This is a genomic window from Robbsia andropogonis, assembly GCF_000970345.1.
In the GTDB taxonomy this organism is placed as follows: Bacteria; Pseudomonadota; Gammaproteobacteria; order Burkholderiales; family Burkholderiaceae; genus Robbsia; species Robbsia andropogonis.
The window spans coordinates 26,916-39,928 of sequence record NZ_LAQU01000020.1; the positions used below are offsets into that span (position 1 = coordinate 26,916).

General features: G+C 55.0%; 20 protein-coding genes. 13 read left to right on the forward strand and 7 right to left on the reverse strand.

Features of this window, described 5'->3' with window-relative positions:
• Positions 1–186 precede the first annotated feature (186 nt).
• The 10 genes from WM40_RS17330 (at position 187) to WM40_RS17365 (ending at position 4,530) form a co-directional block, all read left to right on the forward strand.
• Positions 187–939, forward strand: coding sequence for a hypothetical protein (locus WM40_RS17330; RefSeq protein WP_157685835.1), 753 nt, complete (start codon positions 187–189; stop codon positions 937–939).
• Positions 936–1,160 (forward strand): hypothetical protein, encoded by a 225-nt coding sequence (locus WM40_RS17335; RefSeq protein WP_046153493.1) that lies wholly within the window; start codon positions 936–938, stop codon positions 1,158–1,160. The genes WM40_RS17330 and WM40_RS17335 overlap by 4 nt, the downstream gene beginning before the upstream one ends.
• A gap of 229 nt (positions 1,161–1,389) precedes the next feature.
• Positions 1,390–1,545: a hypothetical protein gene (locus WM40_RS30210; protein ID WP_157685836.1), complete on the forward strand. Its 156-nt coding sequence runs from the start codon at positions 1,390–1,392 to the stop codon at positions 1,543–1,545.
• A 93-nt stretch (positions 1,546–1,638) separates the two neighbouring features.
• Entirely contained in the window at positions 1,639–1,887 is a 249-nt protein-coding gene (locus WM40_RS28865; protein ID WP_082102896.1) for a hypothetical protein, read from the forward strand.
• An 84-nt stretch (positions 1,888–1,971) separates the two neighbouring features.
• Positions 1,972–2,217 (forward strand): helix-turn-helix domain-containing protein, encoded by a 246-nt coding sequence (locus WM40_RS17340; RefSeq protein ID WP_046153494.1) that lies wholly within the window; start codon positions 1,972–1,974, stop codon positions 2,215–2,217.
• A 390-nt stretch (positions 2,218–2,607) separates the two neighbouring features.
• Positions 2,608–3,105, forward strand: coding sequence for a PAAR domain-containing protein (locus WM40_RS31535; protein WP_269083095.1), 498 nt, complete (start codon positions 2,608–2,610; stop codon positions 3,103–3,105).
• Positions 3,074–3,370, forward strand: a complete 297-nt coding sequence (locus WM40_RS17350) for a hypothetical protein (RefSeq protein ID WP_157685837.1) — start codon at positions 3,074–3,076, stop codon at positions 3,368–3,370. Before WM40_RS31535 ends, WM40_RS17350 begins: the two co-directional genes overlap by 32 nt.
• Before the next feature lie 23 nt (positions 3,371–3,393).
• A complete protein-coding gene (locus tag WM40_RS17355) occupies positions 3,394–3,654 on the forward strand; it encodes a hypothetical protein (RefSeq protein ID WP_046153496.1) in 261 nt (86 codons plus the stop codon).
• A 22-nt stretch (positions 3,655–3,676) separates the two neighbouring features.
• Positions 3,677–4,216 carry a hypothetical protein gene (locus WM40_RS17360; protein WP_024901573.1) on the forward strand — a complete coding sequence of 180 codons (540 nt, stop codon included), beginning with the start codon at positions 3,677–3,679 and terminating at the stop codon, positions 4,214–4,216.
• 89 nt (positions 4,217–4,305) lie between these two features.
• Positions 4,306–4,530: a hypothetical protein gene (locus tag WM40_RS17365; protein WP_046153497.1), complete on the forward strand. Its 225-nt coding sequence runs from the start codon at positions 4,306–4,308 to the stop codon at positions 4,528–4,530.
• Positions 4,531–5,031: 501 nt separating this feature from the next.
• Here the strand turns inward: WM40_RS17365 and WM40_RS31540 are convergent.
• The 6 genes from WM40_RS31540 to WM40_RS17395 all read right to left on the reverse strand — a co-directional run bounded on the left by WM40_RS31540 (position 5,032) and on the right by WM40_RS17395 (position 8,017).
• Positions 5,032–5,211 carry a type II toxin-antitoxin system PemK/MazF family toxin gene (locus WM40_RS31540; RefSeq protein ID WP_269083096.1) on the reverse strand — a complete coding sequence of 60 codons (180 nt, stop codon included), beginning with the start codon at positions 5,209–5,211 and terminating at the stop codon, positions 5,032–5,034.
• 140 nt (positions 5,212–5,351) lie between these two features.
• On the reverse strand, positions 5,352–5,561 hold the full coding sequence (locus WM40_RS17375) for an antitoxin MazE family protein (RefSeq protein WP_046153498.1): 210 nt from the start codon (positions 5,559–5,561) through the stop codon (positions 5,352–5,354).
• Positions 5,562–5,801: 240 nt separating this feature from the next.
• Positions 5,802–6,203, reverse strand: coding sequence for a DUF7079 family protein (locus WM40_RS32760; protein WP_046153499.1), 402 nt, complete (start codon positions 6,201–6,203; stop codon positions 5,802–5,804).
• A complete protein-coding gene (locus tag WM40_RS17385) occupies positions 6,188–7,042 on the reverse strand; it encodes a hypothetical protein (protein WP_046153500.1) in 855 nt (284 codons plus the stop codon). Before WM40_RS17385 ends, WM40_RS32760 begins: the two co-directional genes overlap by 16 nt.
• A gap of 5 nt (positions 7,043–7,047) precedes the next feature.
• Positions 7,048–7,629: a PAAR domain-containing protein gene (locus tag WM40_RS28870; RefSeq protein ID WP_082102898.1), complete on the reverse strand. Its 582-nt coding sequence runs from the start codon at positions 7,627–7,629 to the stop codon at positions 7,048–7,050.
• Positions 7,630–7,708: 79 nt separating this feature from the next.
• Complete coding sequence (locus WM40_RS17395; RefSeq protein ID WP_046153502.1) at positions 7,709–8,017, reverse strand: hypothetical protein; 309 nt, start codon at positions 8,015–8,017, stop codon at positions 7,709–7,711.
• A 781-nt stretch (positions 8,018–8,798) separates the two neighbouring features.
• On the opposite strand from WM40_RS17395, the gene WM40_RS17400 reads away from it, so the two are divergent.
• The 3 genes from WM40_RS17400 (at position 8,799) to WM40_RS17410 (ending at position 10,710) form a co-directional block, all read left to right on the forward strand.
• Positions 8,799–9,071: a hypothetical protein gene (locus WM40_RS17400; RefSeq protein ID WP_046153503.1), complete on the forward strand. Its 273-nt coding sequence runs from the start codon at positions 8,799–8,801 to the stop codon at positions 9,069–9,071.
• Positions 9,072–9,142: 71 nt separating this feature from the next.
• Complete coding sequence (locus tag WM40_RS17405) at positions 9,143–9,877, forward strand: hypothetical protein (RefSeq protein WP_046153504.1); 735 nt, start codon at positions 9,143–9,145, stop codon at positions 9,875–9,877.
• A gap of 77 nt (positions 9,878–9,954) precedes the next feature.
• A complete protein-coding gene (locus tag WM40_RS17410; protein WP_046153505.1) occupies positions 9,955–10,710 on the forward strand; it encodes a hypothetical protein in 756 nt (251 codons plus the stop codon).
• Between the two features lie 420 nt (positions 10,711–11,130).
• Here the strand turns inward: WM40_RS17410 and WM40_RS17415 are convergent, their stop codons facing one another.
• Complete coding sequence (locus WM40_RS17415; RefSeq protein WP_162199091.1) at positions 11,131–12,981, reverse strand: amidohydrolase family protein; 1,851 nt, start codon at positions 12,979–12,981, stop codon at positions 11,131–11,133.
• Positions 12,982–13,013 lie beyond the last annotated feature (32 nt).

Below are 13,013 nucleotides of genomic sequence, written 5' to 3' on the forward strand. Positions count from 1 at the left end.
CCCGCTTGGGTTACACAAATGACACCCCAGGCCACCCGCCCTATTCTTCGACAAATCAGCAGTCGAACGAGATAGGGGCAACACATGATCGGCGCAGCACTCGGCAACACCACACAGACTTGGCGCGTCGTCGACCGCGAGGGGAAAGTACATCACACGGGTCTGACGCATAACCAGGCGAATGCCATGCTCGATGCGATGGTGACGAGCGGGCCGTTCGCAGGCTTCCATACCAAACCGGATAACGAGCCGGCTCCCGAGATTCCGCCGCACGCCGCAGCGGCTATCAGAGAGGCGGCAGAGGCTGCCTTGTTGACCGCCATCGAGCCGGGTAGCGAGCGCGAAGCGCTGAAGCTGGCGATCGACCGGCATCAAACCGCATCAACCACGGAAGAGCAGATCCAGACTGCATTGAGTCGCGCGCGCGAACTTTTGACCGTGCGCCAATCAGAGCTGGATGCACTGACCAACGCTCGTGACAAGGCAATTGCGATCGACGGCGAACGATTGGCCCACGCGCTCCGGTCCGGCGAGGTGAGCGATGACCGTAGCAACGAGTTCAATCGCAGTGCCATCCTGGATGCTGAGGCACGACGCGACACTGCGCACGCCGCCGTCGATCACCTGGAAAAGGAATCGACCGCGTTCAAAAAGGAAATTGGCGAGGCTGAAGCGGCGCGCGGCGCGGCTATCAAGGCCATCATGCGCAGCGAGGCGGAAACACTCGCGGAATGGCTCTATGAGCTCAAGCAAGAGACTTCTCTCGTTCAGGCGCATATCTCCGCGCTTCGGTACCGCGGTGTCCCGATTTCCCAGAAGGCCACCAATGCGGTGAACGCGGCGCTGCAAATGGATGAGTCCGCCGCCGGTCGTAAATGGAGTGCTTTCAGCGACGCGCTCACCAACAATGCCAATGCGCAACTGGGGGCCCTGAAATGAGCAAAACGGTAAGCAAATTCACTTGCGACGCGTTAATCGTCAGCCCGTCGCAGAGCGCAACCTGCGCAGGTGCCAAACGAACAAGCAATGCAAAAACCGGCGACCGTGCGGCTTCAAATCACCCTGGCATTGCCAAAAATACCGTCACCGATCCGTACCCCAGCGGCAAGCCCGCACCGGCAGATTTGAACGAGATCCACCGGAAGTTCTGGGCTCGATAGTTTCTGGCGGACATAGCAGTACGCGGATTAGTCAGCGAGTGCCGCAGTCCGTAAAACCCTGACAACCGGCGGGCGCACTCCTCAAGCTCCTTGGTGCCGCGGCCGGTGTTTTTCCGAAGTGATGTGATCAGCGGATTAGTCGGTGAGTGCCGCTCGCAGAAAAAACCCCGACAGCCGGCAGGAGGCCTACTCAGCCATCGTGGCCGGCACCCCAAATTCAGAGGTAATCATGGCAGACGCACAGACCCTGTATCAGATCATCGACCCGCAAGGTCGCATTATCGTGAACTACATGCCGCACACGATCGCGTGGCAGATCGTACAGCTGTTGCAGCTGCATAGCCCAGTCAGCATCCGCTATATGCTCCAGGCAGTGCCGGCATGATTCGCTGATCCTGGTCTATCTGATATTCGCAGAAAACACGCTCTTTAGCTGAATTTAGATTGATAGCCGAGACAACGAACTAATGGAGTCAATATGGCCAACGGCTGGACACCGCAGCGGCGCGCAAAGCAAGCGGAAGCCATTAGAAGATGGAAACCATGGGAGCAATCGACAGGGCCAACAACCGACAATGGAAAGTCCGTGTCGTCATTGAACGCTATGCGGCGTGGTCGAGGCGATCCGCAATACCGGAAGGAGTTGGCCGAAGCTAAGCGACAGGTGCGCCGCATCATGGCGGCGCTGGACGAGGCTTACCCTCTAGGCGGCCGTACACGCAAGTGAGATTGCAAGGGGGTAGTAAAACGCCCCCCCCTTCAAACGGCAGCCAGCCCTAGCGACCCCGCATAACCCCGCAGATTCAATCCCATGAAAATGACCGAGATTCAGGTATTCGAGGCTTTTGCGCGTGCCGTGCAAGGCGAATCAGTGCGCTCTCTGGCGCGGGAGTATGGCGTCGATGAATCGAGTCTGCGGGAGCGCTTCAAGCGGGGAGGATCGACGCCCAAGGAGGTTCGGCGACTGACGTTTGACTGGTTCTATGCTCAGCGGCGGCTCGCGATGTTGAGCGAGGCTGAGCGTAAGCAGGTGGGGCACCTGATCGGCGTCGGGTGACCGCGCGTGGAAACACACCCCCATGCAAGGAGGTACTGATGGCCAGGTCTGGCGCCCAGGCCGGCCGTCTCCACCTGCCGTAGATGTGCGGACTTTTCCACCAACGGTGGATATTCACACCCTCAGTTTGAGGATGTGAGACTAAGCACCTATCGACTTTTCCTCCATTTGAGGAAATCTCTGCGGGGTCATAGCTGAACCCTGCGGCACATCGGCAATTTCTTGAGTCCATAAAACGCGCGGGCGGGCGTATAGAGACGACGGGGCGCACATCATCATTTGCGAGCAGTACGCGCGTGCGCGCGTAACGGGCGCTGGAGAGGCGATCCTGTTGACCACGATGCGGCGGCGGGTAGTATACGAATCGGTACAACAACCCTTTCTGCACATATGGTGACCCGATACGTCATCCACGTTGGCGACAAGACATCCACGGATGGAACGGTGCTGACCACCGAGCAACAATTGCACGGGGCCTTCGGTAAAGGGACCGCTTTAATTGGAGATCCGGTCTACTGCCCAGCCTGCAAGACAACCGGCCAGATCATCGCGAACGGCCCTCGCTTGCCGATGACCATATCAGGACGACAGATCGCGCTAAGTGGTGACCTGTGCCTGTGCAAATGCGCCAAGCTTCCCGAACTGGTGGCCGTTCACCAGAAATTGGCCGTCAAGGTTGGCGACAGCGCCGAGGCCGCGCCAGCCCCCGTCCAGCAGCTTGCGGCCCGTGGCGTGAGCGAGCAGCAAGAGGCCGAGTGTCATGCGCAATATGACGCGGACATGGTTAGCTGCCAAGCCTACCGTGCTATGTATGGCGGAAACGTTCGCGTCTATGCCCTGTGTAAGCAGCGCGCCTTTGAAAATTACCAACAATGCAGAGGTTATTGATATGCAGAAGCCAAGGCCATCCCAATGTGTAGTGGTGTTTTGGAACGATGACGAGCAGTCTTTTGTGTCGTATTCGTTAGACGCCAGCCGCGTGAAGCCATTAGTCGAAAACGCGCTCCCCCTGGAAGTCCATGTAGAGGATTTTGGCGGCGTGATCGATGATGAGTTTGCGCGGAAATTGGGAGGAGCCAATATCAAAGTTCTCGCTGCAACCAATCCGGCGATCAAGCCCCTCGATCAAATCACGACTCACCCGGACGCCTAGCGACTCGAAACGAGGGACGCACCATGCAAGTGAACCTAAACGACCTGATGGCCGCCTACGCAAGCCTGGCGCGACCGACTGGCTATTACGCTACGGCGCTACGGCACTTGATCGGTGAACGGGAAGCGACGCTACGGACCGAGATAGCGCGGCTGGCGGTGGAAGCATCGGCCTGCCAGCATTGGACGCCAGAGCATCGCGACCGGATGCTGCACTTTGCCGAGCATGGAGCGGCGGCGGATCTGGAGGCGACGTGGCGGTATCTGGCCAGGTGGGTGCACTAATAAGAAATGAGGAGCATATCGAATGTCGGACGCGTTATGGGGAACCCTAGCCGGCGGCGCAATTGGCATCGCGTCGTCGTTTGGCCTAGAGTGGTTCAAAGGGCGGAGAAAATCAAAGTCGCTCGCACTTTCGTTCCAGGGCTCGATGGGAGCAATCCAAGATATCGTCAGCGCACGCGACTATGCCAACGCTCTCATATCTCATGTTGCGGCAATTGATGCTGGCCAGCCCGCTCAGATATTTAAGCTTAGTGCCTCGAAAGATTACGTTGAGATCTATCGAGCGAATGTTGGAAAGCTTGGATCGCTCCATGGCAATCTACCTTTTCTCGTCCCACGGTATTACATTGTCGTGAACTCACTCCTAGAAGATGTCCAAGCACTTCACCGAGGCGATTGGAACGACCAAAATGCGGCCGCAATCCGTAATCTCTATGTAGGAATGATCGCTCTGCTAACAGAGCTCGGCTCGATATATGAGCGTGTTGAAGGCGAGATTGACCGCCACTATCGCGCGCCGGCCATTTGGCGGGATTGGATAGCATCGTTTCGATACAAATGAGTTTTCTAGGATCTGAGCCTCGTCTCTGCCATCGGAACCTTTATCTCCCCGATGTCACTCAGGTGCATAACTCTCGTTGAGACAGCGCCATGCGCCACGGCTGTGGAATCGTCGACCTCCCCGGTCCCCGATCTGTAGCGGTCGGCGGCGTGCGCTACCACTTCCCCGGCTCGATAGCGGCCGACACAACATTCATGCACGCGATGCAGAATGACGCGGTGCCGGACTACGCGGCGGCGTTGCTGAACGACTCTCGCTACTTCGCACGTCCTCGCGCAACGGACCATACCACCGTCTCACCGGCACAACGCTAGGACAAATTACCCAACACCGCCCCGCCTTCCGTCGGAGATGCACCAGCATGAGGCCAAGCAAGCATCATCTGGGGGTACTTTTGGGGGTACATTTTAAATCGCACCATCACACACTCATTAAAAATCAATGTATTGCATGATTAATGTGATAGCTGTCGGGGGACCAATCACTTCCCTTGGTTGGTCCCGAAACGTCCCTCTTTTTTCCAAATTTTCTCGCTTTTCAACAGCTTGCGGCTGCTTTTCAATTTAATCTCCTCCGCACACTCACACAGTTAAACCACTGTTTACGCTAATCTTTGCACCGGAATTGCACCGCGATTTGTACCAATAAGTTTCGGGGGACGGTGGCGACTTTTACTAGGCCGGCGAACGGCTGGCGCGTGCAGATACGGATCAAAAATCGCGCACAGAATATCAGCGAATCGGCGAACTTTCGGACTAAGGGTGAAGCTCAGGCGTGGGCGGTAAAGACGGAACATGCGCTGCGCTCGGACAGCCTCACACCACCCCCAGGAATACCAACCGCGAGCGATTAACGGCCACCAAGACATCGTCTTCGAGTTGACCAATCATCATGCCGATTTTTTCTCTACGCACGATGAAAATCTTGTCTACCGCGATTTGCGATTGCATGCGCAAGCTGCTTGCGTCCGATGGTTGCACAGTGACGCGCAGCAACGGCGCGTCAATAAGCTTGCTCTACAGGGCCATTACCGCGACACTTGGATGTCGCGCGAATAAATCAGATTGAATAGCTAGCGCTGGTCGTGCCTTATCAAAACACCCTTCCAACGCGACAGTAATGATACTGCCGCGCTTCATTCCCATTCGTCCTCAGAGGCGCTTTCGACGAACTCGGTCAATTCCTGTTCCGAAGTGCTGTGCGCAACCACCTGTGATTGCCGGATACATTCCTCGGCAAATCCCGCGGGTCGCGTGTCGGGTACCCAAATCTGGATCGGACGCAGCCCGAAGGCGCGAAGATTCCGACGATGCGCGCGTACACGGTCATTCAATGTTGTTAGCATGTGATTCCCCGTCACATGAAACGATTTTATGCCGTTTCCATGTAACGGGGCGGGTCCGCGTGGGTAAGTGTTGCAGGCCTAACGGGACACGACGCGCCCCGATCCGGGCAGTGGCGCCGACACTATTGACGACGAGAGCGTCCATAAGCGCGTTGACGTTGGAAATGCGTGGTGACCAAATCCCGCCGCGCGCGGTTCCTAAAGGTTAGTTAAAACTTGTGCCAAAAGAGGACTAGGGGCTTACGGCGAAGAAATTCCGAGCTCAGCCCGCTTGCGCGCTATTGCGGCTTCGATATCCTTCCAGAACGTCCTTAGAAACACTTTGCTGCAGAGATTCCCAAAAGAAGTTCTAACGAATTCGACGCTCGATTCCTGTCGTTTTCGTAGCCTCTCCGATATCTCTTTACGCAGCCACGTAGGGTCGAATCCAGTCCACACGCCAGCCGCCCCAAAAACGTTTCCGCCAACAACGGGCGCAACTTCCGAAAAAAAGATCTCCTTTAGCTGCATATCTGAATAACTTGGACAACTTTCTACGAGTGTGTGACCGATTGCGTCGTAATCCACTTCGTTATCTACAAAAGCCTCCGACATTGCATACCAACATACGAAACGTTCCTCAGAATCTAGTTGATCTGCCATTTCATGAACTCGCGTAATTCGTCCTGATACCACTCGTTGGTCCGTTCCCCGATTTCGGTCCCTATTGCACCACCGACCGAAATAAATACAAAAGCGCAAATAGGCTGACCCGGACCACAGAATACAGAAGCGGCACCCCCTAATAGGCCGCCTAACATAGCACCATCCATCCGCGCCGCTTGTCGATTTATTTCCCCAATCTTATCTTTCGCTGTTGCAATACTGTAGATCGACAAGATCGCGGTCATTGCTGTGAAGACTTTGCCTGCGGTAGCAAACTGGCGACAAAAATTAGAGAACTTGGCACTATCTCTTCCCGCAGCATCTATCACGGCATAATGTACTTTGCTTTTCTGCTCAGATGTTAGCTGCTTATACACACTAGGTGAATCGCCGCGGTCGATCGCGGTTGCTTGCGCGATTACAGCGGGAGGCTTTGCAGTCGGATTCTGCACTTGGATGCTGTATTTTTCGAGCAGGAATCGTTCACTCAGGCCTTCTTTTTTCTTTCTCTCCGCAATAGCAAGGCCCTGTGCGCTTGTGGCGGCCCGAGCTTCGGCCATAACCTGATTGCGCATAGTCTGCGCAAACGCTACCCCCTCCTGTAAGCCAACTCGCCCCGAACTCACCTCGGCGCGGACAAGCTTCGGGATCTCGCCAATCTGGCGCATATATTCACCTCTTACCTTGTTATCGGTAATCGAGTTGAGGGCGACCATTTCTGCCGCACTCTGGAAGTCTGCCAACGCTTGCTCAAGCACGCCTGTTAACTGATGTTGCTGATTCACAGCGTAGCTGTCGGAAAAGGTCGGGGGGTTTTGTGCAATCGCTTCGGTCATTGAATTCAGGTTGATAGATTAGCGATGAAGGCGTTCACCCAGAGGCCCGTTGCCTCCGTGACAGTATTGATCTCGACACGGTCACAAATGCGTCCAGAAGGCGCATGGAAGACAACTCGATTTTTTTCGTCGAAGGCTCCTTGTCTAACAGATCCGTCGTTGAAATAGGCAGTGCAGTTCAAACCGGATGTATCGGGCGCATCGGGAATATGGAAAGCGATGTAATCCCACATGCCCAGCGTCTTCGCGGCCGCGGCCGAAACACCTAGCGTCGAAGCACACTGAGCAAGCCCTTCGCCCTCTATCGTCATCGACATTAGCTGTTGAGAGGCTATCAATCGAGGTGGTGGATTGCAATTGCAAAGACAGACATCGCCTTCCAAGGCGACTTGCTTACCGCTAGGGTTCGTTTTGGGGAGGTACGGACCAACCGCGCCGATATGGCCGGTCGTCCGACATTTAGGGCACGCAACCGTCGCTCCATGAAAAGCCAGTTGCCGCTCGTTGATCTTCATAGTGGAATGTCCTTCAAGCACATGTCCACCATTGGTCGTAGAGTCTCCCTCTACTATCATCCGTCGTCGCATTAATTTACCCCTTTCGCTTTAGTCATTACCTATAACGCAGAGCCGTCGCTAATTCCACGAATGTTTTTACGGATAAATTCTAGAAATTCTTTACCGTCATCTCCGCAATTGCCAAGGCTCGCCGGCGCGTCTCTGGCGTGACGAAAATCGGCAGATACTCCCTCCCTGGATGAATCAATCCGCCACGCATCTTCTTGCCTATCAGGTCCGCGCGAAGTTGCACGCGTCCCGACACGGATTCGCGCTCTTCGTGTGATTTATCGAATAGCTTGAGCCGCTTCGCGACTTTGCTGACAAGTTTGTTCTTAAACGGCGCATTGATATCCACAACGAACCGGTTGGCACCACGACGTTCTTCGTCTCGAATGGCTTTCTCCTGGGGCAGCACAGCCGGTGAACTTTGGCTGCGGAAAGTACTAAGGGCTGGGTTCGCCGTTAATGTCTCGATCCCTTTGTGTGCGCGTAGGGACGGCCTCTTTATTTTCTGCCCTGCTCGCAACCGCGCCCAATAACCGACAGGCGGCATCGGCACACCAAGTTTTTAAAAATCTTCCTTAGGCCGTTGTCTGATAGTCCATATCGTTTAGCGACTATTATTACCGGGTCAGTCCAGACTTCCTCGTACAAAGACGCCCGCTTGACCGTGATCTCTTTGTTTGATTGCATATCCTCACAACACTCAAATTGACTGATCAAGAAGAATCAAAATACGGGAATCTGATCATTCAGAGAATTAATAAAACGACTATTCAAAACAGCCATTTTTTACCAATTCACTATTTACTTGATTCGGCATTCATATTGTGTTTAATTTGCAAACATTACAGAAAGTTGCCTAACAAGCACAATTAGACCACCAAGGGGAAGACGATGAAAGCACTGATCGGGATATCGCTACCGCTACTCGCCTCGTCTGCACATGCGCAGTATTACGGCCAGCAAAACAGCGGAAACGCCTGGGCGGCACTTCCTCGAACGACACGACAGTCAGCGGGTACACGCACTCCAACGGCACGTACGTTAATTCGTACCACCGAAGTTCACCTGACAGCACGCAATACAACAATTATTCCGCGTCCGAAACACGAACCCTTACGCGGGTGAGGCGGGACATCGGTAGCCGCAGTGGTGATACGGAAAGACTATATTTACACGGGAACTCTCGACACATGTCCAAGCAAGACCAATTTCTATGGGCAGTTCAGACGATTATGCTTTCAAACGCGATCAATCTGAGCCTCAACCCCGCGACAGCCGAGGAAAACCGACACATCTTTTCGGCAACGGGCGTCACCGGCACGTTGAGAGATGTTTTATGGGCCAGCGACCGGATCCCAGACGAAATGAGTGCGATCGACGCAGCGAACCAGTTTTGTGGATACATGCTGCCAAATCTACGCGAAGCGAACTCGAAAGTCCCCGCTTGGTTTGCACGTAGCTGAACTGTCCCAGGCAGAATGAATTTTACGCCCGAGATTTTTTATATCGTTCTGTCACGTAATCACTGAGCGAGATGGAAGCAATGCAACTCCGCGCTGGCACTTTGATGCCAAACACAGAAACTCCCGTTGGAGAGGGAATAAACGCAGCTACCCGTGCGATCATAATTGTCGATGGGGTTCAGTATGCAGCAATCGTTAAGCGAATACCCCTAAATGCGATCATTGCTGAGTGCTTTAGCGGAATGCTATTTCGTGCTTGGAACCTACCCTCTCCGGAACCCATTTTGCTGAGACACGGTAGCGATCTCTTATATGCCAGCATGGATGCTGGCTATCCCAATCTAAAGCAACGTCTCGGCTGGTCTGATGATTTACCGGCTGATCAAAAGGAAATTCTTGCAAAAATTTGCGCTTCCATAGTTTGTGGATGGGAGGATATTCCAACCGCGATGGCTGCTGACGAAGTAATAGCGAACGCCGACCGCAACTTAGGTAACTTCCTGTGGGATGGCATCGATCATTCGTACATAGATCACGAGCGCTCAATGGGTTTGTACCCCCAAAATGTCAATCTGATAGCGGAATTCTCTAAGCTGCTCGGACTAGCGGAGGATATGGAACGTAAAGGCGTTGCTGCGGCGTTCGCGTTAGATCAAACTGTCCTGCAAAATTTGCATCCGGCTCCGGGTATCAGCTTCACATCAAGCATCGAATATGTCCAAGATCGACTAAGAGGTTTGGCAGCGCGTATAATTGATCGTTTTCCCAAGCCAACCGATCTTCTTTCCGGAATTGCCCAATCATGACTGCGGAAACGCTTTCTCCAAACGCTTACTGGCGACCGGTATTTTGGGAGCCAGTTCTAGGAACGGGAGAAAGATTAATGATCGGCGCCGTAGTCGAATGGGATGGGGCCGTGCTCTGGCGCCGTTTCATACGTGATGATGTGCTCGACAGCCTATACGGGAAAGCATCGGTCGGCGCAAAAAATCTGATTAATACCGGATTGGAAACGCTCTCAGCCCTCGGCCCTGAAACATTGAAATCTGGTTCGATACCTAGCCTCTACGGGCTTCACGCAGGACCTCTTCGGCATACACACGCCTCGACTTTTGCGGATGCTCTTCGCACCGCGGCTCTGCTGTATTCGAGCCTCACAAATTTAGATAAGCTGGACGATCTATCGGCTGAGGATGCGCCAACACAGGACGAAGGAAATCAGCGATTCGCCACTGAGGTGCGCAGTAGAGTCATAGCTCAACGTCCCGATCTAGAACTCAATTTCGGACAGTCGGCTGTGCTTATCGAGGGCGGTGAAAGGACAAAGTTCGGCTATGTTAGTCCAAGATCAATCCTGCACTTCGGTGTTCTTTCTGCAGTTCGACAACCGGCGGGAGTGCGCGACGCTCGAGCGAAGTTGTGGGAAATGACCCGCGCAAAGGAATATTCGCAGATTCCATTTGCTGGCTTAATTTTCGGCGTGCCTAGCGAAGAGGATCCAACGCTATCTGGGCGACAAATTGACGCAATGCGGCGGAATATACGCGAGATTGAGCAAGAGGCGGACACGTATCACATGCGCTTTTTCCCTGTCGCCAGCGCACAACTAGGAGCGCAGAAAGTCATCGAATATGCGTGACGTTTCATGACAAAGGTCTAACGTATCACGATGTTGTAGGGGCATTTTTCGGGGCACAAATATAAAAATATCCCAAAAAACTCGAAATATAAGACTTTGTGAATTCTGTCGGGGGACCATAGATCATTCCAGCGTGTTCCAAAGAAATACGCGAAACCCCCGACAGGCCTAGCTTCCGAGGGGTTTTCATTCCCGTACGTTCCGGGAGTACCTGGGGGGTATTTTCAGGGGTGGGTTAGAGGTCTTCAAAATACCAAACTCACTTATTGCGACAGAACCCAATCAACGCAGTCCCGCCCGAGGGAGCCGTTTTGATTTGAGAAACGGCGCGCGGTGAACGCCGCGCCGATACGCCGATACGCCGGTAAATCAGACGTTTTCTGTTTCGGTCGATGTCGAGGCGTGTGACGCGGCGGGGGTCTACACTGCAGGCCACACGTTCGGCGTCCGACTGTTCTGGACGATCTCCGCCTGCATCGAGCGCATATCCTCCGGCATGACCTCCGCTTCGTAGCGACGGCCATCTGCTTCCGCCTTGTCCAGAACCGTCTCGAAATTCCCGCTCAACACCTTCGTCAGGATCTTCGGCGGCAGGTAGTCGAACAACCCGAGCTTGCCAGCGGGATCCATGCCGCCGCCCGGCCGATTCGCATACAAGTTGTATGTCGCCGAGATGGATTCCGGGTTGCGCGTCACCAGGGCATCGCTACCCATGATGAAGCGGTCCGGGTGTTTGCGAATGACCGTGGCCAGTCGTTCGATACGCGCCTTGCGCGCTGCTTCGTCGGCCGGTTTGCCCGGGTGATTGTCGGGCAACCGCGAGTGGGGTGAATAGTTTTCCGCGACGACGTCCCACGAAATATCCACCTTGTAATGGGGATGCTTGGTCATCATTGCGTCGATCCATTCTTCGTGATCGTCGCCCGGCGGCCCGTATTTCCCGAGGCCACCCACGTGCGCGTGGATAAAGGAGGTATTGCCGTGGCGTTCGACCATCGCCTCGATTCCCGCCCGATGCTCGCCCTGCCCCGGCATTCCTTCCTTGATACATCGCTCGGCGTCGCTGGAGTCGCAGTGCCATTCAAACGGCATGCCTGCGCGACCCAGGAAACGCAGTAAATCGTTCAACGGCGCTTCGGGACTGAAATCGATATGCTTGTAATTGACGTTCTGCTTGTCGACAAACTCCTTGTACGACGTGGCTTCCCCGACGATAAAAAAACGGTTGGGGAATTCTTTTTTGAGACGCAACACATAGTGCACGGAGTTCGCGTCCGCGAGATTGACGCCGGTGATGGACGGATAGATCCGCTTCGCTGCTTCTGGATGCTCGCGGGCGAGTTCCTCGTGCGCCTTCCCTACCTGCCAATCCACGCTTGTGTTGTAGGCTTGTACGCCCGTCGACGTGATTCGGTCGAAGGCTTCGCCAGTCATATCCTTCCCGCCGCGGTATTCCTCATTCATATAGTACGTGCTGGTGGCGATCTTTGGCTTGCCATCGGCATGCGTCGCACCGTGAGGCTGCGGTGCCGTGCTGTCCGAACCGACGGCCGCCGTTGAAGATGATCCTTCGCCTCCCGCGCCGTGGGCATGGTCATGCTCGTGATCATGGTTGCCACAAGGGTCGAGCAGCATGACCTTCCCGTGCACGATGACCGTGGGAATGGGGGCCCAGACGAATCGCTTGACGCCGGCCTTGTCGAAGTATTGCAGCTGCGAATAGGCGTTCTGCGCAAGCGTTTTCGTGAAATCCTCGATCTGCGTATGCGAATAGCCAGGGCCGATCGAATGATTGTGGATATCGTGGTGGGGGATGATGCCGGTCTGGACCTCGGCGCTGACGTAGCGCGGTTTCGGTGTCGCATCCGAGCCGCGCGCCTCGCCGCCGGCCTCGCTTTCTTCCCTGGCCTCGCGCGCTTCGGCTGCCGCGATCGAATGCTGTCGCTGGTGACGCACTCGAATCTGCTGCAATTGTTGCGCGCTGCGGTTCTGGCTGGATTGTGTCGCGCGCGCATAGCCGGGCAGGGCACTGGCGTCTCCGGTGCTGGCGCGGACGAATTGCCTGCGTTGCGTGCTCGTGCGATCCACGGACTGGCGTGCTGCGCTGTTGGTCGATGGCAGGCCTTGCAATGCTGCGGGCGGCGAGGGGCGTGCGTCGCGCGGCGCGGATTGGGTAACGCTGCCCGGTTCGGATGCGTTACCGCCCGGCAGCGGGTCGTGCCAGTCGGTCTGTACGCCTGTGTCTCTCACTTGCATGTCGTTTGATGGCATTTCGTTCGCCGACGTCGACAAGGGAACCACGG